This window comes from Pseudomonas sp. CVAP#3, from assembly GCF_018986375.1.
GTDB lineage: Bacteria > Pseudomonadota > Gammaproteobacteria > Pseudomonadales > Pseudomonadaceae > Aquipseudomonas > Aquipseudomonas helvetica.
Window position 1 is genome coordinate 1 of sequence record NZ_JAHMSC010000025.1, and the last position, 22,922, is coordinate 22,922.

24 protein-coding genes are annotated in these 22,922 nt (G+C 58.8%); 14 read left to right on the forward strand and 10 right to left on the reverse strand.

Annotated features, from left to right (window positions below):
- Nucleotides 1-242 precede the first annotated feature (242 nt).
- Nucleotides 243-578, forward strand: coding sequence for a hypothetical protein (locus KRR23_RS26895; RefSeq protein WP_054593281.1), 336 nt, complete (start codon nt 243-245; stop codon nt 576-578).
- 132 nt (nt 579-710) lie between these two features.
- Here the strand turns inward: KRR23_RS26895 and KRR23_RS26900 are convergent, their stop codons facing one another.
- Complete coding sequence (locus tag KRR23_RS26900) at nt 711-1,289, reverse strand: DUF4337 domain-containing protein (protein WP_216744901.1); 579 nt, start codon at nt 1,287-1,289, stop codon at nt 711-713.
- A 278-nt stretch (nt 1,290-1,567) separates the two neighbouring features.
- On the opposite strand from KRR23_RS26900, the gene KRR23_RS26905 reads away from it, so the two are divergent.
- On the forward strand, nt 1,568-1,891 hold the full coding sequence (locus tag KRR23_RS26905) for a hypothetical protein (protein ID WP_216744902.1): 324 nt from the start codon (nt 1,568-1,570) through the stop codon (nt 1,889-1,891).
- Between the two features lie 129 nt (nt 1,892-2,020).
- Here KRR23_RS26905 and KRR23_RS26910 read toward each other — a convergent pair whose 3' ends face one another.
- Nucleotides 2,021-2,926 carry a LysR family transcriptional regulator gene (locus KRR23_RS26910; RefSeq protein ID WP_216744903.1) on the reverse strand — a complete coding sequence of 302 codons (906 nt, stop codon included), beginning with the start codon at nt 2,924-2,926 and terminating at the stop codon, nt 2,021-2,023.
- 94 nt (nt 2,927-3,020) lie between these two features.
- Between KRR23_RS26910 and KRR23_RS26915 the strand changes: the two genes are divergently transcribed.
- The 4 genes from KRR23_RS26915 to KRR23_RS26930 all read left to right on the forward strand — a co-directional run bounded on the left by KRR23_RS26915 (nt 3,021) and on the right by KRR23_RS26930 (nt 5,766).
- Nucleotides 3,021-4,010, forward strand: a complete 990-nt coding sequence (locus tag KRR23_RS26915) for an SDR family oxidoreductase (RefSeq protein WP_216744904.1) — start codon at nt 3,021-3,023, stop codon at nt 4,008-4,010.
- Between the two features lie 344 nt (nt 4,011-4,354).
- On the forward strand, nt 4,355-4,675 hold the full coding sequence (locus tag KRR23_RS26920) for a YbjQ family protein (protein ID WP_054593276.1): 321 nt from the start codon (nt 4,355-4,357) through the stop codon (nt 4,673-4,675).
- 189 nt (nt 4,676-4,864) lie between these two features.
- On the forward strand, nt 4,865-5,056 hold the full coding sequence (locus KRR23_RS26925; RefSeq protein WP_054593275.1) for a hypothetical protein: 192 nt from the start codon (nt 4,865-4,867) through the stop codon (nt 5,054-5,056).
- Between the two features lie 365 nt (nt 5,057-5,421).
- Nucleotides 5,422-5,766 carry a hypothetical protein gene (locus KRR23_RS26930; RefSeq protein ID WP_019689428.1) on the forward strand — a complete coding sequence of 115 codons (345 nt, stop codon included), beginning with the start codon at nt 5,422-5,424 and terminating at the stop codon, nt 5,764-5,766.
- Between the two features lie 321 nt (nt 5,767-6,087).
- Here KRR23_RS26930 and KRR23_RS26935 read toward each other — a convergent pair whose 3' ends face one another.
- The gene (locus KRR23_RS26935; protein WP_019689429.1) at nt 6,088-6,414 is read right to left on the reverse strand and encodes a helix-turn-helix domain-containing protein; all 327 of its coding nucleotides are present in this window, start codon (nt 6,412-6,414) and stop codon (nt 6,088-6,090) included.
- A complete protein-coding gene (locus KRR23_RS26940; protein ID WP_103315387.1) occupies nt 6,395-6,649 on the reverse strand; it encodes a type II toxin-antitoxin system RelE/ParE family toxin in 255 nt (84 codons plus the stop codon). The genes KRR23_RS26935 and KRR23_RS26940 overlap by 20 nt, the downstream gene beginning before the upstream one ends.
- Before the next feature lie 255 nt (nt 6,650-6,904).
- Here KRR23_RS26940 and KRR23_RS26945 point away from each other — a divergent pair, with 255 nt between their 5' ends.
- Nucleotides 6,905-7,597 carry an HAD-IA family hydrolase gene (locus KRR23_RS26945; protein WP_216744905.1) on the forward strand — a complete coding sequence of 231 codons (693 nt, stop codon included), beginning with the start codon at nt 6,905-6,907 and terminating at the stop codon, nt 7,595-7,597.
- A gap of 80 nt (nt 7,598-7,677) precedes the next feature.
- On the opposite strand, the gene KRR23_RS26950 is transcribed toward KRR23_RS26945, so the two are convergent.
- Nucleotides 7,678-8,424: a 3-oxoacyl-ACP reductase family protein gene (locus KRR23_RS26950; RefSeq protein WP_216744906.1), complete on the reverse strand. Its 747-nt coding sequence runs from the start codon at nt 8,422-8,424 to the stop codon at nt 7,678-7,680.
- 125 nt (nt 8,425-8,549) lie between these two features.
- Here KRR23_RS26950 and KRR23_RS26955 point away from each other — a divergent pair, with 125 nt between their 5' ends.
- Nucleotides 8,550-9,473, forward strand: a complete 924-nt coding sequence (locus tag KRR23_RS26955) for a LysR family transcriptional regulator (RefSeq protein WP_216744907.1) — start codon at nt 8,550-8,552, stop codon at nt 9,471-9,473.
- Between the two features lie 71 nt (nt 9,474-9,544).
- Here the strand turns inward: KRR23_RS26955 and KRR23_RS26960 are convergent, their stop codons facing one another.
- Nucleotides 9,545-10,279, reverse strand: coding sequence for a phosphoadenylyl-sulfate reductase (locus KRR23_RS26960; protein WP_054593268.1), 735 nt, complete (start codon nt 10,277-10,279; stop codon nt 9,545-9,547).
- Between the two features lie 174 nt (nt 10,280-10,453).
- Here KRR23_RS26960 and thrH point away from each other — a divergent pair, with 174 nt between their 5' ends.
- Nucleotides 10,454-11,071, forward strand: a complete 618-nt coding sequence (gene thrH, locus KRR23_RS26965; protein WP_216744908.1) for a bifunctional phosphoserine phosphatase/homoserine phosphotransferase ThrH — start codon at nt 10,454-10,456, stop codon at nt 11,069-11,071.
- 179 nt (nt 11,072-11,250) lie between these two features.
- Here thrH and pabB read toward each other — a convergent pair whose 3' ends face one another.
- The 4 genes from pabB to KRR23_RS26985 all read right to left on the reverse strand — a co-directional run bounded on the left by pabB (nt 11,251) and on the right by KRR23_RS26985 (nt 15,918).
- Entirely contained in the window at nt 11,251-12,594 is a 1,344-nt protein-coding gene (gene pabB / locus KRR23_RS26970) for an aminodeoxychorismate synthase component I (protein WP_216744909.1), read from the reverse strand.
- A 260-nt stretch (nt 12,595-12,854) separates the two neighbouring features.
- Nucleotides 12,855-13,841, reverse strand: a complete 987-nt coding sequence (locus tag KRR23_RS26975) for an alpha-L-glutamate ligase-like protein (RefSeq protein WP_216744910.1) — start codon at nt 13,839-13,841, stop codon at nt 12,855-12,857.
- Nucleotides 13,841-15,373, reverse strand: a complete 1,533-nt coding sequence (locus tag KRR23_RS26980) for an inactive transglutaminase family protein (RefSeq protein WP_216744911.1) — start codon at nt 15,371-15,373, stop codon at nt 13,841-13,843. The genes KRR23_RS26975 and KRR23_RS26980 overlap by 1 nt, the downstream gene beginning before the upstream one ends.
- A gap of 5 nt (nt 15,374-15,378) precedes the next feature.
- Nucleotides 15,379-15,918: an ATP-dependent zinc protease gene (locus tag KRR23_RS26985; protein WP_103315381.1), complete on the reverse strand. Its 540-nt coding sequence runs from the start codon at nt 15,916-15,918 to the stop codon at nt 15,379-15,381.
- A 273-nt stretch (nt 15,919-16,191) separates the two neighbouring features.
- Between KRR23_RS26985 and KRR23_RS26990 the strand changes: the two genes are divergently transcribed.
- From KRR23_RS26990 to prpF, 5 genes are all read left to right on the forward strand, one after another.
- The gene (locus KRR23_RS26990) at nt 16,192-16,911 is read left to right on the forward strand and encodes a GntR family transcriptional regulator (protein WP_185019838.1); all 720 of its coding nucleotides are present in this window, start codon (nt 16,192-16,194) and stop codon (nt 16,909-16,911) included.
- Nucleotides 16,908-17,801: a methylisocitrate lyase gene (prpB, locus tag KRR23_RS26995; protein WP_054593262.1), complete on the forward strand. Its 894-nt coding sequence runs from the start codon at nt 16,908-16,910 to the stop codon at nt 17,799-17,801. Before KRR23_RS26990 ends, prpB begins: the two co-directional genes overlap by 4 nt.
- A 67-nt stretch (nt 17,802-17,868) precedes the next feature.
- Nucleotides 17,869-18,996 carry a 2-methylcitrate synthase gene (prpC, locus tag KRR23_RS27000; protein ID WP_216744912.1) on the forward strand — a complete coding sequence of 376 codons (1,128 nt, stop codon included), beginning with the start codon at nt 17,869-17,871 and terminating at the stop codon, nt 18,994-18,996.
- 70 nt (nt 18,997-19,066) lie between these two features.
- Nucleotides 19,067-21,661: a Fe/S-dependent 2-methylisocitrate dehydratase AcnD gene (acnD, locus tag KRR23_RS27005; RefSeq protein ID WP_216744913.1), complete on the forward strand. Its 2,595-nt coding sequence runs from the start codon at nt 19,067-19,069 to the stop codon at nt 21,659-21,661.
- 54 nt (nt 21,662-21,715) lie between these two features.
- Complete coding sequence (gene prpF, locus KRR23_RS27010; protein WP_216744914.1) at nt 21,716-22,906, forward strand: 2-methylaconitate cis-trans isomerase PrpF; 1,191 nt, start codon at nt 21,716-21,718, stop codon at nt 22,904-22,906.
- Nucleotides 22,907-22,922 lie beyond the last annotated feature (16 nt).

The following is a 22,922-nucleotide window of genomic DNA, read 5'->3' on the forward strand; positions in this document are numbered from 1 at the left end:
CCCCAGCGGGAGCAAGCTCCCTCGCCACAACTGCGGATGTGCCTGAAACATCGGCTTAAGTGAACAGCATTACACGCGTGGCGGGGTTTGCGACAAGAGGCAGAGCGACTTTCAGAAACGCGCGAAAGCGTTCCTTTTCGATAGGTTTGTTCTCAATAATGCAACAGTGCGTTCCCTTAATTACGCTGGATGTCTACCCGGCCTCGCGTTACATTTGCCACATTTTATTGCAGAGAACAATTATGCGAGTTTTGATAGGTGCGCTTGCTGTTGCAGCGTTGGCTGGGTGCTCTTTGCCGGCCTCCTTGGTGCCGGGTGAGCCGAATGTCAGCGAGATCACTGCCAAGGTTCCCAAGGAGTACGCGCAGTGCGTTCTGCCGGCCTGGCAGCGCGAGATCCCTAAAACCACCCAGACTACGATTTCAAACGGCTACCGGATTACTGCGCCAAGCATTGTGACGGCCGATGAGACGCTGGATATCGTGAAGTACAAGAATGGGAGCCGCATATCGCTGTATCAAGGCCCGCCGTGGGCCAAATCCCGCGCTCTGATGAAGTCGGTGCACGACTGTTTGTAGCTCATAAGTCTCATGCAGCGACAAGGAGTCCGTGATCTCGATCCAGGGCGCCTTGTTTCCCACGAAATTGTACGATAGGTGCTCAAAAGTCAGGGTGGCGGGGGGGAACTGACGTCACCCCCCTCAAAAAACCTATAGATGCAACCACGCCAGCGAACCCAACACGACGCTAATGCCCGCGGCACTGTACGCGACCCGTTTCAGCCATTCCTTACGCGTCAACAAAGTGATCGCCGCCAGCGAAATGGCAATCTGAATCGCCGTCATTGCCTGGGCCCAGCGGTGATGCTGGTGCAATACCAATTCTGATTTTTCATCCCACTCGCGAGCTTCTGCTTCGAGTATCTCCGCCTGCTTGCGCACTGCTTCTTTTTCAGTTTTGTAGCGTTGCGCTTCGGTGGTGTAGTGCGCAGCATCGAGGCCGGGGATGTGAATCGCCAGTTCAGAGAGGTTTTGTCGGCTGGATTTGGCCTGGTAGTAATTCCATTGGTTGGAGGCTTCGGTTTTCTTGATGGCGGCGTTGTTCTTGTCCATGGCTGCTTCGCTTTCCGTGGAGCCCGCCTGATAGCTGAGCATGGCGCCGATGGTTGCCATGATCGCCGTCATCACCGCTATCTTGCTGGCGAAACTGTCTCCACGGGCATGGGCGTGTTCGGTGGCGTGTTCCAGCTGCTTTTCGTGCGGACTAGGGACTTCGAAGTCTTCAGTCATGACTCTGATCTTTGGGGGAGTGAATAAGTGTCAAATTGTAACGGTAGTATTTGCCAAAGGCGCTATCTCAATGCGCCGCTTTCAGATTTTTTATTCCGGGAAACCACGAAGTTTTCACCTCTATCCGACGGTAACCCTACAACCCGAAACCTAAGCTCTGCGGCGCCGTTGGCTGAGAGTGAGGAGGGATAGGCAAAGGGCAGGACTCAAAAGGTAACGTTGACGCAAATCGCATTAACGATTCACGCGTGTGTAATCCACTTATTCAGGAGTTACCTATGTCCATCGGAGCAATCCCGGCTTCCAGCCCAGTGACTATCAACGGGCTCAGTTCTGCCCAAAGTCAGCCCAAGGCGCAAGCCGATCAGGCCACTGCATCCACCAGCGTTGCCAGTAACGTTGTGGCAGCATCGAAAGAAGCCAACGAGACCGCCGCACAAACCGCTCAAGAGGCTGGGCATGGTGATCATCAAGCTCAACTGTTGATGCAAAAGCACCAACACAAACACTCGGGTGCTGCAACGCCGTCCAAGGCGCCTGCTACCGGCGTTGTAAATGGCAATGGGCAGATAACCGGCGAGCTTATCAACACTAAAGCTTAATCCGCCGGATGTAGTGCCAAAGGCTGGCAAATTCTGCGCAAGCAGGGTTTGCCAGTTGCGATCCGAAATACACCAGTAACGTCAGTGCTTATACGGCGTTGCGCCGGGTAAGCCATCCCCTTTGGCGATTCAATTATCCAGGGCGTCCTGATCGGCATACTGCTGCAACCCTTCAACCAACGCGTCGAAGGTCGCGCGGCATCGCGGGCTATTACGCAAGTCCTCGTGCATGGTCACCCAAGTTTCCAATCCCAGCGAAAACGACGTCGACAGCACGCGTTGCAATGCTGCATCACGCTTGGCCAGTGGAACCTGGCAGAAGCCGATACCGGCCCCCGCGCGTATCAATGCTAACTGCGCCAGATCGCTGTCGCTGCTCAGTGAGAAGAGCTGGCGGTCAATGCCTTTGATGGACTTGGTGATATTGCGGATAAAGGCGTTCGGCTGGTCGTAGCCGATGATCGAATGGCCGGCCAGTTCGTTGAGGTCGCGCGGCATGCCATGTTGGTTCAAGTACTCGGCACGCGCATGTAGCCCAAGTTCGATTTTACCGATCCGACGTGCCACCAACTGCTCTTGGCGGGGGCGCATCATGCGCACGGCGATGTCGGCTTCGAGCTGCAAGAGATCGACCACACGATTAGTCAGTACGAGTTCCACTTTCAACGCCGGGTGTTGTTGGCGAAGCCGGGTGATGATGGGCGGCAATACTTCGACGCCAATCACGTCGCTGGCTGAAATACGGACAATCCCGTGTACAGCCGCGCCTTGACTTGAGGCGGCTCGCTCAATCGAGGCCGCTGTACTTTCCATGGTTTGTGCGTGGGCGCGCAGGGTCAGTGCCACTTCGGTGGGCATCAGCCCTGTTTGTGATCGTGTAAACAAAACGACATCCAGCGCTTTTTCGAGCGCGGCGATGTGCCGGCCGACCGTTGGCTGTGTGATGCCGAGCAAGCGCGCCGCGCCCGACAGCGATCCTTCATTGAGTACGCCCAGGAAGGATCGATAGAGCTCCCAACCAATATTCGATGCCATGCATAAATGTATAGCGTCACGCTGATCTTCTGCAATTTATCTATAGCGTCCATTCGCTCAGGATCAAGCCCTCTATAACCTTGAGGCGTCGGGCATGAACAGCAATAAAGTGCTGGTACTGGGAGCGACAGGCGGGATTGGCGGGGAAGTGGCGCGTCAATTGAAAGACGCCGGTTGGGAGGTGTGCGCGCTAACACGTCATCTCGAAAAAGCTGTCGATCAACAAGCGGACATCACGTGGTTACGCGGTGATGCGCTGAATCGGCAGGAGGTTATCGAGGCCGCGAAAGGCTGCTCGGTGATTGTGCATGCGGTCAATCCGCCGGGCTATCGTCGATGGCCGGAACTGGTGTTGCCGATGCTCGACAACACCATCGCTGCGGCCGTGGTCGAGGGTGCAACCATTGTGCTGCCCGGCACGGTTTACAACTTTGGCCCTGATGCTTTTCCGGTACTGCATGAAAGCTCACCGCAGCAGCCGCTTACCCGAAAAGGCGCTATTCGGGTGGAGATGGAGCAGCGCTTGCGCAAGGCTGCTGACAATGGTGCTCGTGCGTTGATCGTTCGCGCCGGAGATTTTTTCGGGCCGCGAGCCGGTAGCAACTGGTTTTCCCTCGGCTTGATCAAGCCGGGGAGACCCGTCAAAGCAGTGAGTTATCCAGGTGAGCAGGGCGTTGCTCACCAGTGGGCCTATCTGCCTGACGTTGCGCGGACCATGGTCGAGTTGCTGGAGCGCCGCACCGCACTCCAAGTCTTCGAAAGATTTCATATGGCTGGTCATCTGGATACCGACGGTACCCGAATGAGCCGTGCTATCCAGCGTGTTGTTTATCGGCACACGGGCATGGAGCCGCGTGTGACAGCGTTCCCGTGGTGGTTGCTGACACTGGCTTCGCCTTTTGTTGTGACCTTCCGTGAAATGCTGGAAATGCGTTATTTGTGGCGCACGCCAGTGCAGATGGACAATGCGCGATTGATCGAGGTGCTGGGGCGCGAGCCGCATACGCCGTTGGATGAGGCTGTCGAAGCGGCGTTGCTGGGCATGGGGTGTATCGGTCGAGACGGCTTAGCGACTTTTTCCTGATGCAAGAACACTAACAGGTGTCTTCATTGGCGGTCACTGACCGACTTGAGTTTCGCAGACAAAGTAATTGCTCTTTCGATTCTTGGCGGTGAGATCGATCGTCAGCTTTTTGGCTGCAGCCATGCATTGCTTGTAAGCGTCAGCGTGTACCCAGTGTTCGACGGGTATCACCTGGCAGTCAGTGCGGGAGGCGTCAGTGCATAGGTACAGCAGTAAAAATACCGTCATACAACCTCCTGTGCACCCAACATCAAAACCGCGGGTTGAACTTAGTCCTTAGTATGTATGTCTCTCCAGCTTCAGCCAGCAGCATGGCTGATACTCAGTCAATAAAGGAATGCCACGTGATCATAACCACCACCCAATCCATCGAAGGTCGCCAGATCGCAGCCTACCTGGACATTGTCAGCGCCGAATCGGTGCAGGGCATCAACGTTGTGCGGGATATGTTTGCCGGGATGCGGGATTTCTTCGGTGGGCGCTCTCAGACATTGGAAAGGGCGTTGAAGGAGGCGCGAGCCCAGGCAACGGATGAGCTCAAGGAGCGTGCGCAGAGTCTTCGGGCGGATGCGGTGGTCGGGGTGGACTTCGAGATCAGTATGCCCTCGGGCAGAGGCAGCATGCTGGTGGTGTTTGTGACCGGAACGGCGGTGACGCTCAAATAGGCTGATTGACGTTTTATCTGTCAGAAACAGGTAGAGGAAGTCAGAGGCTTTTCCTGGCCGTTCGTCGGGTGTTGGACAATTGAATCATTGGTCTGGGAATGACCGGCTAGTCTCAGAAACCTTGGAGGTCGGTATTTTTTTAGGCAATCAATTGCTTGCCGGTATCGATCTGTCTGGAGGGACTGATAGATGAGCATTCCTTACATTGAAGATGATGGCGCTGAGTATCCGGTCAACAATTGTGTGCAATGTGGCCAGACGGATTATGTGGCGGGGTTTGGTGAAACACCGACCAAGCCGGGCAAGGCCAGGCTGCCAGCGGTGACAAAAAACACCGCAAAGCCGTTTATGCCCAAGGTCTCCGTGCCTGTACGCAAGTAATTGAAAATCAGACTGACCCCGCCATTGAGCGGGTTTTTTTGTGAGTGGTGTCTGAGCGTGTGGCGTGGTGCAGGAGGTTAATGGGGGCTTGTGACTGTCATGCGCGGTATCAACATTATTGATTTCCGGGCGTTTCTTTCACGCTTCTTTCACAAGCATATCCGTAGGCTCAACTCATCCGTTAAAAAGCAATTCCATTAGCCCGTCTCCCCAGCGGGCTTTTTTTTTGCCTGCGATAAAACTCTTTGCGTATAAACTGTCCAACCCTCGCGCTCATGAGGGTTGGGCCGGTTCTTTGACTGAACCGACGGCCTTTTTAAGCATCCGGTTTTTTACTAATCAGTACCCTTTTTGAGGTTCATGTCATGCGTTTAACTTTGCCTGCTCTGGTTCTGGGTCTTCTGGTCGCTCAAGGCGCAATGGCCGGTGATGGCAGCGCAGCGCTCGGCGGCGGCCTGGGTGGTGCGCTGGGTAATGTGGTCGGTCAGAAGCTCGGTGGCAGCACCGGCGCGGCGATCGGTGCAGGCGTTGCAGGCGCGGCAGGCAGTGCTGCCGGCGCACGCAAAGGTCACCGAGCCAAAGCTGCAATCGGCGGTGGTGTAGGCGCAGCGGGTGGTTCGGTCATCGGCAACTCGCTGGGCGGCAAGACTGGCTCCGCCATTGGTGCTGGCCTTGGTGGCGCAGCCGGCGGCGCGCTTATGGGCAAGTAAGCGCACTGGTTCCAGCGATACGATTTGAAAAAGCCCGGCCAATTGCCGTAATGCTGTTCACTTAAGCCGATGTTTCAGGCACATCCGCAGTTGTGGCGAGGGAGCTTGCTCCCGCTGGGGCGCGAAGCGGCCCTGAATTGGGCCTGCTACGCAGTCCAGCGGGAGCAAGCTCCCTCGCCACAGATACTTCTCAGGCCTCCAGACTTCCTTAAGTGAACAGCATTGCGGCCAATTGCCGGGCTTTTTCGTTTTGGGTTACTCGACCCCTGGCACCCCATGCTAGTGCGCTACCTGAATCCAGAGCCTGCAATGACCCGGACTTCACAACTCCAGCTGATCAGCCCTGATCCCGAACGCCATGGCGATCTTTTCCCGAGTGGCGCGGCGCGGTTTGTTCACCGCCTCTTGCTGGGCGAACGCTGGTTGTGAAATCCCCATCCGCTTTGCCACTTCTTCCTGCGTCAGGTTCAAGTGTTCACGCCAGGCGCGAATTGGGGTGGCGCCGTCGACAATACGGCTGACCACCTGATGAGGAATCAGCTCGGTGCCGCCGTGTTGAGCGACATATTGCTGGTAGGGGATGACCACAAAGGCCGGCTCACCGTCCGGGCCGTTGATGATTTGTATGTCAGTAGGTGCGTTCGTCACGTTTTTTGACCTCTTGAATGCTGACCACCTGGACCGAGCCGTCCCAGTCAAACAGAACCCGGTAGTTACCGACTCTCAGGCGATACCCGCAATTGTGCAGGGCCAGCGCCTTGACGTTGATTGCGTCGGGCATGCGCTCCAACTGCGTTACGGCATCGCGGATTTGCACCCGGTGCTCCGTGTGTACCCTGAGCAGTTGCTTTACGGCTTTGCGGGTCCAGTAGATTTCGTTCATGAGATCTTAATAAGCCTTCCATAAGTTATGCAATGATTTTCTTATATTTCTATAAGTAACCGTGCGGCGCTTTCCTTGCGCTCACTACACACCCTAGGCCGTGATCTGAGGGCGGGGAGCGGCAAACAGTTGCCGCATGTGAACCGCGCTCGCTATGCTGCTGAGCCCTTTGATCGATCCTGCTTCGATCGATCAAGGCACTGGCCGTACCTGAGCCGCCTCCCGGAATGTTGTGTTGATAACGGATCAGATGCGATGAATGCACCGCTCGACTTCGGCCCGATCAAGGCCGTGATTTTCGATATGGATGGTTTGCTGCTCGATACCGAGGGTATCTACACCGAGGTCACGCAAATCATTGCTGAACGCTATGGCCGAACCTTCGACTGGCACATCAAGCAGAACATAATCGGCCGCGGTGCTGGCGATCTGGCGCGCTATGTCGTCGAGGCGCTGGAGCTGCCGATCAGCGCCGAAGAGTTTCTGCTGATCCGCGAGCCGTTGATGCGCGAACGATTTCCGCGTGCGCTGGCGATGCCGGGCGCGCAGGAGCTGGTTCAGCATTTGAAGGCGAACAATATTCCGATTGCCGTGGGCACCAGCTCTTCGAGTCAGTCCTTTGGACAGAAAACCACCTTGCATGGCGATTGGTTTGCGCTGTTCGACACCATTGTGACCGCTGATGACCCTGAGGTCGGCGCGGCCAAACCAGCGCCAGATATTTTCCTCATCGCTGCGCAACGTTTGGGGGTGGCGCCGGGCGATTGCCTGGTGTTTGAAGACTCGCCGTTTGGCGTCACAGCAGCAAAAGCGGCGGGGATGACCGCGATTGCAGTGCCGGATGCGGCCATGGCCGACGAAAAGTACGCACATGCCGACAGCATTCTGCGTACGTTGAAAGCGTTCCAGCCGCACGCGTATGGTTTGCCGGCACTCGAGCAGGCGTAACGGGAAAACACTGGACAACAAAACGCCGGACAACCTGATCAAGGGTGCCCGGCGTTTTTTTACGCTGCAAAAAAGCTGAATCAGGCGCCAAAACCACCGTCGATGCTCAGGCTGGCACCAGTGATGTAGCCGGCCTCCGGGCCGACCAGGTACGCAACGAAACTGGCGATCTCGGAGGCGGTGCCATAACGACCAACAGCCATCAACGGGATCAGGCTCTCGGCGAACTCACCGTGGGCCGGGTTCATGTCGGTATCGACCGGGCCAGGCTGCACGTTATTGATGGTGATACCGCGTGGGCCCAAGTCGCGGGACAGGCCTTTGGTCAGGCCGACCAGCGCCGCCTTGCTCATGGCGTAAGGGCCGCCACCGGCGAAGGGCATGCGGTCGGCGTTGGTGCTGCCGATGTTGATGATGCGACCGCCTGCGGTCATGTGTTTGGCCGCTTCTTGAGTCGCGATGAACACACTGCGTACGTTGATCGCCAGGGTTTGGTCGAAGTCTTCGAGTTTGAAGTCTTCCAGCGGGGCGACGGCCAGCACACCGGCATTGTTGACCAGAATATCGAGGCGACCAAAGGTTTCGACGGTGCTGTTGACGGCATTGCGAATGGCGACTGCATCAGCGCTGTCGGCCTTGATGGCCAGGGCTTTGCCACCGCTGGCGATGATGCTGTTCTGCAATTCTTCAGCCTTGGCAGCCGAGCTGACGTAAGTGAAGGCAACCGCTGCGCCTTCAGCGGCCAGGCGTTTGACGATGGCGGCGCCGATACCGCGGGAACCGCCCTGGATCAGAGCTACTTTACCGCTGAGGTTCTGAGTGGTCATGTCGATCTCCAAAGTCCCGAGGCGAGATGTCTCGGTTGATGGAGCCTAGTATCGATACTGGATTACCCCCTGTGTAGACGGTCATTGCTATAGTCTGTGTAAACCAAAAGTTTATAGTGGCGGCCATGGAAACCTTCAGCAGTATCGAATGCTTCGTGCGCAGCGCCGAGGTTGGCAGCTTCGCCGAAGCCGCGCGGCGCTTGAGCCTGACCCCCGCCGCGGTAGGCAAAAGTGTCGCCAAACTTGAGGCGCGCCTGGGTGTTCGGCTGTTTCAGCGTAGTACACGCAGCCTGACGTTGACCGAAGCCGGTCAGTTGTTTCTCGGCGAAGTCAGTGCCAGTCTGCACACCATTCAGAACGCGGTGGCCAATCTGGCCAGCGCTGAAGGGCGTCCGGCCGGGACGCTGAAAGTCAGCATGGGCACGGTGTTTGGGCGGCTGTACATCGTGCCGCTGCTGGGTGAGTTTCTGCGGCGTTTTCCGGCGATCAATCCAGATTGGCATTTTGATAACCGCCAGGTCGATTTGATCGGCCAAGGCTTTGACGCGGCAATTGGTGGCGGTTTTGAACTGCCGCCAGGGGTGGTGGCGCGCAAGCTGACGCCGGCTCACCGGGTGTTGGTGGCATCCAGGGATTATCTGGTGCAACGCGAGGCGATTCGTAAGCCGGATGATTTAAGCGACTGCGACGGGATTCTAATTCGTTCACCGCAGACCGGCCGCGTGCGTTCCTGGCAACTGACCAGCCGTCGTCAGGAACACAGCCCGCTGAGCCTCAAGGCGCGGATGACCATGAGTGACTCCGAAGCGGCTTGCGCCACTGCGGCGCAAGGCTTGGGGATTGCGCTGGTGAGCATGCCGTTTGCGGTCGGCTACCTGAATGCCGGCACTTTGCAGCGCGTACTTTCGGACTGGTACGTCGATGACGGCAATATCTCGATCTACTACGCCGAACACAAACTGCTGCCGGGCAAGACGCGGGCGTTCGTGGATTTCATCATCGAGCAGTTCGCCGAACAGCAATTGGCGCAGCGGTTCAGTGCTGTTTGAGTTTGACGTTGGGCCGCGTCGTAGCCATCGCCGGGAAACGCAGCGCCGCCCGGCTTCTCCTTCAGGAAGGATCAGGCTTTCTGGATGATGTTGCCCGCGTGCAAGCCGCATTCTTTCTGCGTGGCTTCTTCCCACCACCAGCGACCTTCGCGCTCGTGCTGGTTTGGCAGCACCGGGCGGGTGCACGGTTCACAGCCAATGCTGATGAAGCCGCGTTCATGCAGGCTGTTGTACGGCAGCTCCAGCATGCGGATATAGCCCCAGATCTCTTCGCTGGTCATTTGTGCCAGCGGGTTGAATTTGTACAGGGTGCGCTCCGGCGTCGAGAACGCGCTGTCGATTTCCAGTACGGCAACCTGGCTGCGGGTGCCCGGGCTCTGGTCACGGCGCTGGCCGGTAGCCCAGGCGCTGACAGTGGACAGCTTGCGGCGCAGTGGTTCGATCTTGCGGATGCCGCAGCATTCGCCATGGCCATCCTTGTAGAAGCTGAACAGGCCTTTTTCTTTGACGAACGGTTCGAGCTTCGTGTGGTCCGGCGAGACCAGTTCAATCTCGATCTTGTAGTGCTCGCGCACCTGATCGATGAAGCGATAGGTTTCCGGATGCAGGCGTCCGGTGTCGAGGCTGAAGACTTTGACGTTCTTGTTGATCTTCCAGGCCATGTCCACCAGCACCACGTCTTCGGCGCCGCTGAAGGAGATCCACAGGTCGTCCCCGAACTCGGCAAAAGCCAGTTTGAGAATGTCCTGGGCGGATTTGGTGGCATAGGTCGCGGCGAGTTCAGTGACGTCGAACGATGGGCTCATCGGGGCGGTTTCCTACAGGTCGGTGGCGCTAAGCGCTCTATATGGTGGCGATGGTAGCAAAATCCAGAAGCGACAGGGGCGCTCGTCTGCGTTGCGTCGGTCGGTATGTCTCGCTAGAGTTCGGCAGTCCTTTTGCTCGCTCAACTCAATAATCAGTACAAATGGGAGTGTCTTGTGGAAATTGCCTGTCTCGATCTGGAAGGTGTGTTGGTCCCGGAGATCTGGATCGCCTTTGCCGAAAAAACCGGGATTGAATCCCTCAAGGCAACCACCCGGGATATTCCCGATTACGACGTGCTGATGCAGCAGCGCCTGCGCATCCTCGACGAGCACAACCTGAAGCTGTCCGACATTCAGGAAGTGATCGCGACCCTGAAGCCGCTCGACGGTGCCATCGAGTTCGTCAACTGGCTGCGCGAGCGTTTCCAGGTGGTGATTCTTTCTGACACGTTCTACGAGTTTTCCCAGCCGCTGATGCGTCAACTGGGCTTCCCGACCTTGCTCTGCCATCGTCTGATTACGGATAACACGGGGCGGGTGACGGGCTATCAACTGCGTCAGAAAGATCCCAAGCGTCAGTCGGTATTGTCCTTCAAGAGCCTTTACTATCGGGTGATTGCCGCCGGTGATTCGTACAACGACACCAGCATGCTGGGGGAGGCGGACGCCGGAATCCTGTTCCACGCACCAGACAACGTGATCCGCGAGTTCCCGCAGTTCCCGGCGGTGCACAGCTTTGCCGAGCTGAAGCAGGAGTTTCTCAAAGCTTCAAATCGCGAGCTGAGCCTGTAAAGGACGCCGAGGAACTGTGGCGAGGGGGCTTGCCCCCGTCGGCCGGTCCGCGCTCGGGCGCAGCAGTCGTAAATCCTGTGCATGCGGTGTATCTGATAAACACGAATGAAGATTTCTGGGCCGCTGCGCGGCCCAACGGGGGCAAGCCCCCTCGCCACAAAGGTTCTGTTCGCGTGTTTTTAAAGGCCTTGCAGGGTTTCGAGCAACACCTTCACCTTGGTGATGGACTCCTGATATTCGGCCTGCCAGTCCGAATCGGCGACGATCCCGCCGCCGCCCCAGCAGCAGATCTGGCCATCCTTGGCCAGCAAGCTACGGATGGCGATCGAGCTGTCCATTTCCCCGCGTACGTCCAGATACAGTAACGAACCGCAGTACAAACCACGGCGGGTTGGTTCCAGCTCGTCGATGATTTGCATGGCGCGGATTTTCGGTGCGCCAGTGATCGAGCCACCGGGGAAGCTGCCGGCGATCAGGTCCAGGGCGTCTTTGTTGTCAGCCAATTCGCCGGTGACGCTGCTCACCAGGTGATGCACGTTGGGGTAGCTTTCCAGGCTGAACAACTCGGGTACGCGCACCGAACCAATGCGGCAGGTGCGGCCCAGATCGTTACGCAACAGGTCGACGATCATCAGGTTTTCCGCGCGATCCTTGGGGCTGGCCAACAGTTCGGCGGCGTTGGCCGCGTCTTCGGCGGCGTTCTGCCCGCGCGGACGGGTGCCTTTGATCGGGCGGGTTTCCACGTGGCCTTTGCTGACTTTGACGAAACGCTCTGGCGACAGGCTCAGCACCGCGCCGCCGTCGGGCAGGCTCTGGAAGCCAGAGAACGGTGTTGGGCAAGCTGCCCGCAGCGAGCAATATGCCGTCCACGGATCGCCTTGGCATTGCGCGCGAAAGCGTTGTGCGAAGTTGACCTGATAGCAGTCGCCGGCCTGGATGTACTGCTGAATACGCACGAACGCCTGCTGATAGTCGCTGGCGCTGAGGTCGGGATTCATGGCGCCGTTCAGGGTGAACGGCGCGGCAGCTGCAGTCGCGGGCTGGCTGAACAGTTCGATCAGGCGTTGGCGCTCGGATTCGATCAGGTTGGGATGGAACACCAACTGACTGCTGCCGGTCAGGTGATCGCTGATCAATGCCCAGTCATACAGGCCGAAGCGCGCGTCGGGCAGTTGCAGGTCATCGAGCGCCTGGGAGGGCAGGGCCTCCAGGTGACGGCCGAAATCGTAACTGAGGTAGCCGATCAATCCACCCGCGAACGGTAATTCGTAGGGGGCAGGGATCGCTGCATCGCCGAGCCGGGCCAGCGTGGCGCGCAGGCGTTGCAGGAATGCGCCGCCACTTTCGTCAGGCGATACCGCCAGTGTTGCCAGTGGCCAGGCGCTGAGCACGTCATAGCGTCCGCGCTCGGCACTCGGCCGGCCACTGTCGAGCAGCACGCTGCCCGGGGCATGACGAATCGCCGCGAAATACTCGGCGGGGTTGGCGCGATAGGGAAGCGGGTATACGGAACAGGTCAACATGAGCGGGGCAGATCAGCCATCGAGGCGGGGTGGCGATTGTAGTCCTCTGCGGGATTTGCTCCTAGAGGGGATGTCGGGAAGAGATACATCATGTGCGACTGCACAAACCCTGTGGCGAGGGAGCTTGCTCCCGCCGGCCTGTCCGCGTTCGGGTGAAGCAGCCGTAAAACCGGCACATGTGTTCTGCTTGTAAGGTTGCGTTGTCAGGTTTTAGGGCCGCTTCGCGCCCCAGCGGGAGCAAGCTCCCTCGCCACAAAGGCTTAGCCTTCGGCCGAGGGAATATTCCCGAACATGTGCTGAACAAACTCCACGCGCTCTTGCGGTGTTTCGGTAATCCCTCTGGCTTTCAGCTCTTCCAGGCGTGCCTCGACGGCATGAGTGCGCGTGGTCAACCCGCAATCATTGGCGATCTGAATATTCAGCCCGGGCCGCGCGTTGAGTTCGAGAATCAGCGGACCTTTTTCCTGGTCCAGCACCATGTCGACACCGATGTAGCCCAGGCCACACAGCTCATAACAGCTGGCGGCGAGTTTCATGAAACCGTCCCAGTAGGGCAGTTGCACGCCATCTACCGCGTTGGTGGTGTCCGGGTGTTTGAGGATGAATTTGTTCAACCAGGTGCCGCGCAAGGTCATGCCGGTGGCCAGGTCGACACCGACGCCAATAGCGCCCTGGTGCAGGTTGGCCTTGCCGCTGGATTGCCGGGTGGGCAAGCGCAGCATGGCCATCACCGGGTAACCCATCAGCACGATGATGCGGATGTCCGGCACGCCTTCATAACTGATGCTTTTGAAGATCTGGTCGGGAATCACCCGGTATTCGATCAGTGCGCGGTCGCGGTGACCGCCCAGGGAATACAGGCCGGTCAGAATGCTGGAGATCTGGTGCTCGATTTCTTCATGGCTGATGATCCTTCCGGAAACCGTGCGGTACTGGCCTTCGAAGCGGTCGGCGATCACCAGGATGCCGTCACCGCCGGCACCCTGTGCCGGTTTGATCACGAAGTCGCTATGGTTGCCGATGATCTCGCCGAGCTTTTCGATTTCTTTCTCGGTGGAGATCACGCCGTACATTTCCGGCACGTGAATGCCGGCCTTGATTGCGCGTTCCTTGGTGATGATCTTGTCATCGACAATCGGGTACAGGCTGCGCTTGTTGTACTTGAGTACGTAGTCAGCGTTGCGCCGATTGATGCCCATGATGCCCCGGGCGTGCAGGGCCTTCCAGGTCTTCCAGAAACCGAACATTACGAATCGGCCTTGACGAAGGCTTTGAAGCGCATCAGTTCGGTCAGGCGGTAGCCGCGATAGCGACCCATGGCGAGCATGAAACCTACCAGGATCAACAGGATCGCCGGGAAGGTGAACACAAAATAAATCAGTTCCGGAATGCTCATGATCAGGTGTCCCAGAGAGGCGGCGAACAGCGTACCTATCGCAACTTTCAACGCATGCCCGGCGCCGCGTTCTTCCCAGGTGATCGACAGGCGTTCGATGGTCATGGTCAGGATCACCATTGGGAACAGCGCTACCGACAGCCCGCGCTCCAGCCCCAGTTTATGGCTGAACAGGCTGATGGCGGCAATCAGCACCACAACGAAGGTCAGCACCACCGACAGCCTCGGGAGCATTTGCAGCTTCAGGTGCTCAAGGTAGGAGCGCAACGAAAGCCCCAGTGCCGTGATCACTGTAAACAGCGTAATGCCGAAACCCAACCCGGTTTCGCGAAAGGCCAGGGCAACCAGCACCGGGGTAAAGGTGCCGAGGGTCTGCAAGCCGATCAGGTTGCGCAGGATCAGGATAACCAGCACGCCGATCGGGATCATCACCATGATCATGAAGGTTTGCTGGGTTTGCAGCGGCAAGCCGTACAGCGAGTAATCGAGGAAGCTGGCGTCGGTATTTTCGTCGGTCAGCTTGGCCAGGCGAATGGCGTTCATTTCGCTGTTGTTCAGGCTGAAGGTGACGTTGGCCTTCTTGCCGCCCTCGACGGTGATCAGGTTGTCATCGCCGGTCCACCACAGCAGGCGATCGGTAGGCAGGCCTTGCTCGCCGGTTTCCGGGTTGAAGTACAGCCAGTCAGTGCCGTTGAAGCTACGCAACCAGAGCTCCGGGGTTTGCGGCTGATCGGCGACCAGGCGGATGGTGTGGACCTTTTCCATCGGTACGTGGGCGATGGACAGCAGCAGCTCGACGATTTTCGCTTTGTGCGCTGGTGACGGATCGCCGGCCAGCAGCAGTTTTGCGTTGTCGTCATTGGAATTGTTGACGCGTTTGATCGCTTCGCCGATGAAGGTCTCGACGTCTGCCGAGTGCTGGCGAATCGGCGCGAGCAGGGCGTCGGCGGCGACTTTCTCCGGGCCTTCGACGGCGATGCTGTCGCGGAAGGTCGGGCCTTTGACTTTGGATTTTTCACCGGTGTAGCGCTTGGTCAGCACCAGGCGGTAGTAAAGCGTCTGGTTGCCCTTGGCCCGGCGTGCCGACCAGGTGACCTTGCGGTTGCCGTCGACGCGGTTGACCGCAACGCCATAGTTGTTGGAGATAAAACTTTCATTGAGGCTGACGTAGTCGCGACTCAGCGGAGGCACGAACATCTGGATCTTGACCGGGTCCTTGGCACTGGCGACGAACTCGACCTTGGCGTCGATGTTCCACAAGTCGTCGGTGGCGTCTTCGGTCACCGGAATGCCCAGCACGAAAATCTGATAGGCCGTAACTGAAAGGCCCAGCACCACCAATAGGGTGATCAGGATTTTCAGGTGGAGGGTAAGGGAGCGCATGGGCATTACTCTGCGGTATGAGCGTCGACGGCGCAGGCGGGTTTGCCAGCAGCGTATTTAAGACTCGGGTCGACCAGCGCATCAAAGCGTTTCAAGGCTTCGGAACCGATCAAGAGCGGGAATTGGAATGCACTTCGGTCGGTCAGGTTAACTTCTATGCTGCGCAGCGCCGTGCCCATGCAGATATCCAGCTCGATCACCGGGCGAGCGGTGTACTGCTTGCCTTCCTCGGGATCGAAGTCGCCAGCGCGGCGTTTGATTTTGCTGACGCGTGCCAATGGGCGCTCGATCGGGTGCGAGTGGGCGGTGTCGATGGCCAGATAGAAGCGCACCCACGATTCGCCATTGCGTTTGAAGCGCTTGATGTCACGGGCACTGAGGGAGGCGGTTTTGGCCCCGGTGTCGAGTTTGGCCGCGACTTCCAGGTCGATTCCTGCCAACTGCGCGTATTCGTTGAGACCGTACACAGTCTTTTCACCCGCGATAGCGAGACCTGGCAGGCAGAGGAGTAGACAGATCAACAGGGTGAAGGGCTTGAGTCTCATAGATCCTGGCGCGGTGCCGTCCGTTCTTCAGTTCAAGGCGACTGGCATTGCTGCACAAGCTCCTTCTAGTGCCTGCCATAAAAAGATGACAGACAAATGCGGGCGGCATTCTAGCACGGTGGTTTTATGGCGCCAGCCGCGGGTCTGTCCTTTACTTAGGTTTTACTTAAGGCGTTTATTAGACGATTGTCGACAATAGTTCTTTTTCCTTTGACTGGTTGCGCGATATTGGTTAGTTTTTGGCGCATTGGCTTATGAGGTGTCGACAATATGCTGGATCAACTTGATCCCCCGGTGATGGCGTCAGACGATTCGGAAACCCTTTCCGAAAACGTCTTCCGACGCATTCAGGCGGCCATCGTCAAAGGCGAGATCGCCCCGGGCAGCAAGATTTCCGAGCCTGAACTGGCGCGCACTTACGGCATCAGCCGTGGGCCGTTGCGTGAGGCGATCCATCGTCTCGAAGGTCAGCGCCTGCTGGTCCGCGTCCCGCACGTAGGGGCCAGGGTGGTGTCGCTGAGTCACGCCGAACTGCTTGAGCTCTACGAAATTCGCGAGTCCCTGGAAGGCATGGCCTGTCGCCTGGCAGCCGAACGCATGACGACCGAAGAAATCGACGAGTTACGTCGGGTGCTGGAAACCCACGAGCGCGATGCGGCGTTTCAGGCCGGTGTCGGCTATTACCAGCAGGAAGGCGATTTCGACTTCCACTACCGAATCATTCAAGGCAGCGGCAACCGTACGCTGACGCAAATGCTCTGCGGTGAGCTGTATCAACTGGTGCGCATGTACCGCATCCAGTTTTCCGCCACGCCCAATCGGCCGCGCCAGGCGTTTGCCGAGCACCACCGGATTCTCGATGCCATCGCCGACCGTGACGGTGAATTGGCCGAGTTGTTGATGCGTCGTCATATCGGCGCTTCAAAACGCAATATCGCCCGTCACTATCAGGACGGAGCCCATCAGACAGCCACTCCACGAGGTGAGTCATGAGTTCGAACAAGAGCACACCAGGCCAGCGTTTCCGCGATGCGGTTGCCAGCGAGCATCCTTTGCAAGTGGTCGGCACGATCAACGCCAACCATGCGCTGCTGGCCAAGCGTGCCGGTTTCAAGGCTATTTATCTGTCCGGTGGCGGGGTCGCTGCCGGTTCTCTCGGTGTGCCGGACCTGGGGATTACCGGGCTCGATGACGTGTTGACCGACGTACGCCGGATCACCGACGTCTGCGACCTGCCGCTGTTGGTGGACGTGGACACCGGTTTTGGTTCTTCGGCATTCAACGTCGCGCGCACCGTGAAGTCGATGATCAAGTTCGGCGCGGCAGCGATTCACATCGAAGATCAGGTCGGCGCCAAGCGCTGCGGTCACCGCCCGAATAAAGAGATCGTTTCCCAGCAGGAAATGGTCGACCGGATCAAGGCGGCAGTCGATGCGCGCACCGATGACAGCTTCGTGATCATGGCCCGCACCGACGCCCTGGCGGTGGAAGGTCTGGAGTCGGCACTGGATCGCGCCGCGGCGTGCATCGAAGCCGGCGCCGACATGGTGTTCCCGGAAGCCATCACCGAACTGGACATGTACAAGCTGTTCGCCAGCCGCGTCAAAGCGCCGATCCTGGCCAACATCACCGAGTTCGGCGCCACGCCGCTGTACACCACCGAGCAACTGAAAGCTGCCGATGTGTCGCTGGTGCTGTACCCGCTGTCGGCCTTTCGCGCGATGAACAAAGCGGCGGAAAACGTCTACACCGCGATTCGTCGCGACGGTACGCAACAGAACGTCATCGACACCATGCAAACCCGCATGGAGCTTTACGATCGCATCGACTACCACACCTTCGAGCAGAAGCTCGATGCGTTGTTTGCCCAGAAAAAGGGTTGATCGGCAATACTCGATTCATCGTTTAGATGTTGCAGATTCCCTAACAAATTCAAGATTGGAGACAGCAATGGCCGAAGCAAAAGTATTGAGTGGCGCCGGGCTGCGTGGCCAGGTGGCCGGGCAAACCGCATTGTCCACCGTAGGGCAAGAGGGCGCAGGCCTGACCTATCGCGGCTATGACGTTCGCGAACTGGCGGCCCAGGCGCATTTCGAAGAAGTGGCATACATGCTGCTGTACGGCGAACTGCCGAACAAGGCGCAACTGGCGGCCTACATCAACAAACTGAGCAAGCTGCGTGACTTGCCGCAAGCGCTGAAGGAAGTGCTCGAACGCATCCCGGCGGACGCCCACCCGATGGATGTGATGCGCACCGGTTGCTCGTTCCTCGGCAACCTTGAGCCGGAGCATGACTTCTCCGAGCAACACGACAAAACCGACCGGCTGCTGGCCGCGTTCCCGGCGATCATGTGCTACTGGTATCGCTTCAGCCACGACGGCAAGCGCATCAACTGCGTGACCGATGAAGAGTCTATCGGCGGGCACTTCCTGCACCTGCTGCACGACAAGAAGCCGAGCGAGTTGCACGTCAAGGTGATGAACGTTTCGCTGATCCTTTATGCGGAACACGAGTTCAACGCGTCGACCTTCACCGCCCGCGTGTGCGCATCGACCTTGTCCGACCTGTTCTCCTGCGTTACCGCCGCCATCGGTTCCCTGCGCGGCCCGCTGCATGGCGGCGCCAACGAAGCGGCGATGGAAATGATCGAGCGCTTCGCGTCGCCGCAAGAGGCGATCAAAGGCACTCTTGCGATGCTCGAGCGCAAAGACAAGATCATGGGTTTTGGTCACGCGATCTACAAAGACAACGATCCGCGTAATGAAGTGATCAAGGACTGGTCGAAAAAGCTCGCTGACGAAGTCGGCGACACCGTGTTGTTCCCGGTGTCCGAAGCCATCGACAAGACCATGTGGGAACAGAAGAAACTGTTCCCCAACGCGGACTTCTACCATGCCTCGGCGTACCACTTCATGGGCATTCCGACCAAGCTATTCACGCCGATTTTCGTCTGCTCGCGGCTGACCGGCTGGGCGGCGCATGTGTTCGAACAGCGTGCCAACAACCGCATCATCCGCCCGAGCGCCGAGTACGTCGGCGTCGAACAGCGCAAGTTCGTGCCAATCGAACAACGCTGATAAGGGAGCAAGGGAGCGCGACAGTCAGCGCTCCCGTCTCTTTGTACCCACCGTGATCGAGTCCCCGCGCATGAATACTGAACACCGCAAGTCACTACCCGGCACTCATCTGGATTACTTCGACACCCGCGCGGCAGTCGAGGCCATCCAGCCTGGCGCCTATGACACCCTGCCGTACACCTCCCGCGTACTGGCGGAAAACCTGGTGCGCCGCTGCGACCCGGCCACGCTCACCGAATCGCTGAAACAGTTCATCGAGCGCAAACGCGACCTCGATTTCCCGTGGTTCCCGGCCCGCGTGGTGTGCCACGACATTCTTGGCCAGACCGCGCTGGTGGACCTCGCCGGCCTGCGTGATGCCATTGCCCTGCAAGGTGGCGATCCTGCGCAAGTGAACCCGGTGGTACCGACGCAATTGATCGTCGACCACTCCCTGGCCGTCGAGCGCGGTGGCTTCGATCCGGAAGCGTTCGAAAAGAACCGCGCCATCGAAGACCGTCGTAATGAAGACCGTTTTCACTTCATCAACTGGACCAAAAAGGCCTTCAAGAACGTCGACGTGATCCCGCCAGGCAACGGCATCATGCACCAGATCAACCTGGAGAAAATGTCGCCGGTGATCCAGGTGCGTGACGGCGTGGCCTTCCCGGATACCTGCGTCGGCACCGACAGCCACACCCCGCACGTCGATGCCCTGGGTGTGATCGCCATCGGTGTTGGCGGTCTGGAAGCGGAAAGCGTGATGCTCGGCCGCGCCTCCTGGATGCGTCTGCCGGAAAGCGTCGGAGTCGAACTCACCGGCAAGCTGCAACCGGGCATCACTGCTACCGACATGGTGCTGGCGCTGACTGAGTTCCTGCGCAAGCAAAAAGTCGTTGGAGCCTGGCTGGAGTTCTTCGGTGAAGGCGCATCCGCGCTGACCCTCGGCGACCGCGCAACCATTTCCAACATGGCTCCGGAATACGGCGCCACCGCGGCGATGTTCTACATCGACCAGCAGACGATCGACTACCTGAAACTCACCGGTCGCGAAGACGAGCAGGTGCAGTTGGTCGAAAATTACGCCAAGACCACAGGCCTGTGGGCCGATAGCCTGAAGGGCGCGCAATACGAGCGCGGCTTGACCTTCGACCTGTCTTCGGTGGTGCGCAACATGGCGGGGCCGAGCAATCCTCACGCCCGTGTCGCTACGTCTGATCTCGCGGCCCAGGGCATCTCCGGCCAGTGGGACGATGTGCCCGGCCAAATGCCGGACGGCGCAGTGATCATTGCTGCCATCACCAGTTGCACCAACACCAGCAACCCGCGCAACGTCATCGCTGCAGGCCTGTTGGCGCGTAATGCCAACACGTTGGGGCTGACCCGCAAGCCGTGGGTCAAATCGTCCCTCGCGCCGGGTTCGAAAACCGTGGCGTTGTATCTGGATGAAGCCGGTCTGACTTCTGAACTGGAACAACTCGGTTTCGGTGTTGTGGCATTTGCCTGCACTACCTGCAACGGCATGTCCGGTGCACTGGACCCGGTGATCCAGCAAGAAATCATCGACCGCGACCTGTACGCCACCGCCGTGTTGTCGGGTAACCGCAACTTTGACGGCCGGATTCACCCGTACGCCAAGCAGGCGTTCCTTGCTTCGCCGCCGCTGGTGGTGGCGTACGCTATAGCCGGGACCATCCGTTTCGATATCGAAAAAGACGTGCTGGGCCTGACGGCTGACGGCAAGGAAATCCGCCTCAAGGACATCTGGCCGAGCGACGAAGAAATCGATGCAGTGGTCAAGGCATCGGTCAAGCCGGAGCAGTTCCGCCAGGTTTACATTCCGATGTTCGCCATCCACGAAGACACCGGCCCGAAAGTCAAACCGCTGTACGACTGGCGCGAGATGAGCACCTACATCCGCCGTCCGCCGTACTGGGAAGGCGCACTGGCCGGAGCGCGTCCGCTCAAGGGCATGCGCCCGCTGGCAGTGCTGCCGGACAACATCACCACCGATCACCTGTCGCCGTCCAACGCGATCATGCTCGATAGCGCCGCTGGCGAATACCTGGCGAAAATGGGCCTGCCGGAAGAGGACTTCAACTCTTACGCAACGCACCGCGGTGACCACTTGACCGCGCAGCGCGCGACCTTCGCCAACCCGAAACTGTTCAACGAAATGGTTCAGGAAAATGGCAAGGTCAAGCAGGGTTCGCTGGCGCGTGTCGAGCCGGAAGGCCAGGTCATGCGCATGTGGGAAGCCATCGAAACCTACATGGAGCGCAAGCAGCCGCTGATCATCATCGCAGGTGCCGACTACGGTCAGGGTTCGTCCCGCGACTGGGCTGCCAAGGGTGTGCGTCTGGCCGGTGTCGAGGCTATCGCAGCCGAGGGTTTCGAACGCATCCACCGTACCAACCTGGTGGGCATGGGCGTGTTGCCGCTGGAGTTCAAATCGGGCACCGACCGCAAGACCCTGGGCATCGATGGCACTGAAACTTTCGATGTGATCGGCGAGCGCACGCCGCGGGCCACACTGACGCTGGTCATCACCCGCAAGAGCGGTGAACAGGTGTCGGTGCCGGTTACCTGCCGTCTCGACACGGCTGAAGAAGTCTCGATCTATGAAGCTGGCGGCGTGTTGCAGCGTTTCGCCCAGGACTTCCTTGAATCGGCTGTTGCTGTCTAACGCGACTTGCCGGGGCAGGGCAGTGACGTCCTGCTCCGGCGCATAAGGAACATTATGGCCCACGTACCTCAGATCAAGATCCCTGCCACCTATATGCGCGGCGGCACCAGCAAAGGCGTGTTCTTCAGCCTGCAAGACCTGCCTGAATCGGCACAGGTTCCGGGCCCGTCCCGCGACGCGCTGTTGTTGCGCGTGATCGGCAGCCCTGACCCGTATGAAAAGCAAATCGACGGTATGGGCGGGGCGACCTCCAGCACCAGTAAAACGGTGATCGTGTCCAAGAGCATCAAGGCCGATCACGATGTCGATTACCTGTTCGGCCAGGTCTCCATCGACAAGCCTTTTGTCGACTGGAGCGGTAACTGCGGCAACCTCTCGGCGGCGGTCGGTTCGTTCGCCATCAGCAGCGGTCTGGTCGAGGCCAGTCGCGTTCCACGCAACGGCATCGCGGTGGTGCGCATCTGGCAGGCCAATATCGGCAAGACCATCATCGCCCACGTGCCGATCACTGACGGCGCGGTGCAGGAAACTGGTGATTTCGAACTCGATGGCGTGACCTTTCCGGCCGCTGAGGTGCAGCTCGAATTCATGAACCCTGCGGCCGAGGAAGAGGGTGCAGGCGGCTCGATGTTCCCGACCGGCAACCTGGTCGATGACCTGGAAGTGCCCGGTGTCGGCACGCTCAAGGTGACCATGATCAACGCCGGCATTCCGACCATCTTCGTTAACGCCGAAGCCATCGGCTACACCGGCACCGAATTGCAGGGCGATATCAACGGCGACCCGAAAGCGCTGGCGATGTTCGAGACTATTCGTGCGTATGGCGCGCTGCGCATGGGGCTGATCCAGAATCTTGAAGACGCCGCCAAGCGTCAGCACACCCCCAAGGTGGCGTTCGTCGCACGGCCTGCCGACTACCTCGCTTCCAGCGGTAAGCCGGTGGCGGCAGGCGATGTCGACCTGTTGGTCCGGGCACTGTCCATGGGCAAGTTGCACCACGCGATGATGGGCACGGCTGCCGTAGCGATTGGCACCGCGGCAGCGATTGACGGCACGCTGGTCAACCTCGCCGCGGGTGCTATTCCACGCAACGCGGTGCGCTTCGGCCATCCGTCCGGCACCTTGCGCGTTGGCGCCGAGGCCAATCTGGTCGATGGCGAATGGACCGTGACCAAAGCCATCATGAGCCGCAGTGCGCGGGTGTTGATGGAAGGCTGGGTGCGCGTGCCGGGTGATTCTTTCTGACACATACATCGTAGGG

Excerpts from the sequence above, each read along its gene's own strand:
- KRR23_RS26895 (WP_054593281.1), top strand. The coding sequence starts at position 243 with ATGCGAGTTTTGATAGGTGCGCTTGCTGTTGCAGCGTTGGCTGGGTGC.
- KRR23_RS26900 (WP_216744901.1), bottom strand. The coding sequence starts at position 1,289 with ATGACTGAAGACTTCGAAGTCCCTAGTCCGCACGAAAAGCAGCTGGAA.
- KRR23_RS26905 (WP_216744902.1), top strand. The coding sequence starts at position 1,568 with ATGTCCATCGGAGCAATCCCGGCTTCCAGCCCAGTGACTATCAACGGG.
- KRR23_RS26910 (WP_216744903.1), bottom strand. The coding sequence starts at position 2,926 with ATGGCATCGAATATTGGTTGGGAGCTCTATCGATCCTTCCTGGGCGTA.
- KRR23_RS26915 (WP_216744904.1), top strand. The coding sequence starts at position 3,021 with ATGAACAGCAATAAAGTGCTGGTACTGGGAGCGACAGGCGGGATTGGC.
- KRR23_RS26925 (WP_054593275.1), top strand. The coding sequence starts at position 4,865 with ATGAGCATTCCTTACATTGAAGATGATGGCGCTGAGTATCCGGTCAAC.
- KRR23_RS26930 (WP_019689428.1), top strand. The coding sequence starts at position 5,422 with ATGCGTTTAACTTTGCCTGCTCTGGTTCTGGGTCTTCTGGTCGCTCAA.
- KRR23_RS26940 (WP_103315387.1), bottom strand. The coding sequence starts at position 6,649 with ATGAACGAAATCTACTGGACCCGCAAAGCCGTAAAGCAACTGCTCAGG.
- KRR23_RS26945 (WP_216744905.1), top strand. The coding sequence starts at position 6,905 with ATGAATGCACCGCTCGACTTCGGCCCGATCAAGGCCGTGATTTTCGAT.
- KRR23_RS26950 (WP_216744906.1), bottom strand. The coding sequence starts at position 8,424 with ATGACCACTCAGAACCTCAGCGGTAAAGTAGCTCTGATCCAGGGCGGT.
- KRR23_RS26955 (WP_216744907.1), top strand. The coding sequence starts at position 8,550 with ATGGAAACCTTCAGCAGTATCGAATGCTTCGTGCGCAGCGCCGAGGTT.
- KRR23_RS26960 (WP_054593268.1), bottom strand. The coding sequence starts at position 10,279 with ATGAGCCCATCGTTCGACGTCACTGAACTCGCCGCGACCTATGCCACC.
- pabB (WP_216744909.1), bottom strand. The coding sequence starts at position 12,594 with ATGTTGACCTGTTCCGTATACCCGCTTCCCTATCGCGCCAACCCCGCC.
- KRR23_RS26975 (WP_216744910.1), bottom strand. The coding sequence starts at position 13,841 with ATGTTCGGTTTCTGGAAGACCTGGAAGGCCCTGCACGCCCGGGGCATC.
- KRR23_RS26980 (WP_216744911.1), bottom strand. The coding sequence starts at position 15,373 with ATGCGCTCCCTTACCCTCCACCTGAAAATCCTGATCACCCTATTGGTG.
- KRR23_RS26985 (WP_103315381.1), bottom strand. The coding sequence starts at position 15,918 with ATGAGACTCAAGCCCTTCACCCTGTTGATCTGTCTACTCCTCTGCCTG.
- prpB (WP_054593262.1), top strand. The coding sequence starts at position 16,908 with ATGAGTTCGAACAAGAGCACACCAGGCCAGCGTTTCCGCGATGCGGTT.
- prpC (WP_216744912.1), top strand. The coding sequence starts at position 17,869 with ATGGCCGAAGCAAAAGTATTGAGTGGCGCCGGGCTGCGTGGCCAGGTG.
- acnD (WP_216744913.1), top strand. The coding sequence starts at position 19,067 with ATGAATACTGAACACCGCAAGTCACTACCCGGCACTCATCTGGATTAC.
- prpF (WP_216744914.1), top strand. The coding sequence starts at position 21,716 with ATGGCCCACGTACCTCAGATCAAGATCCCTGCCACCTATATGCGCGGC.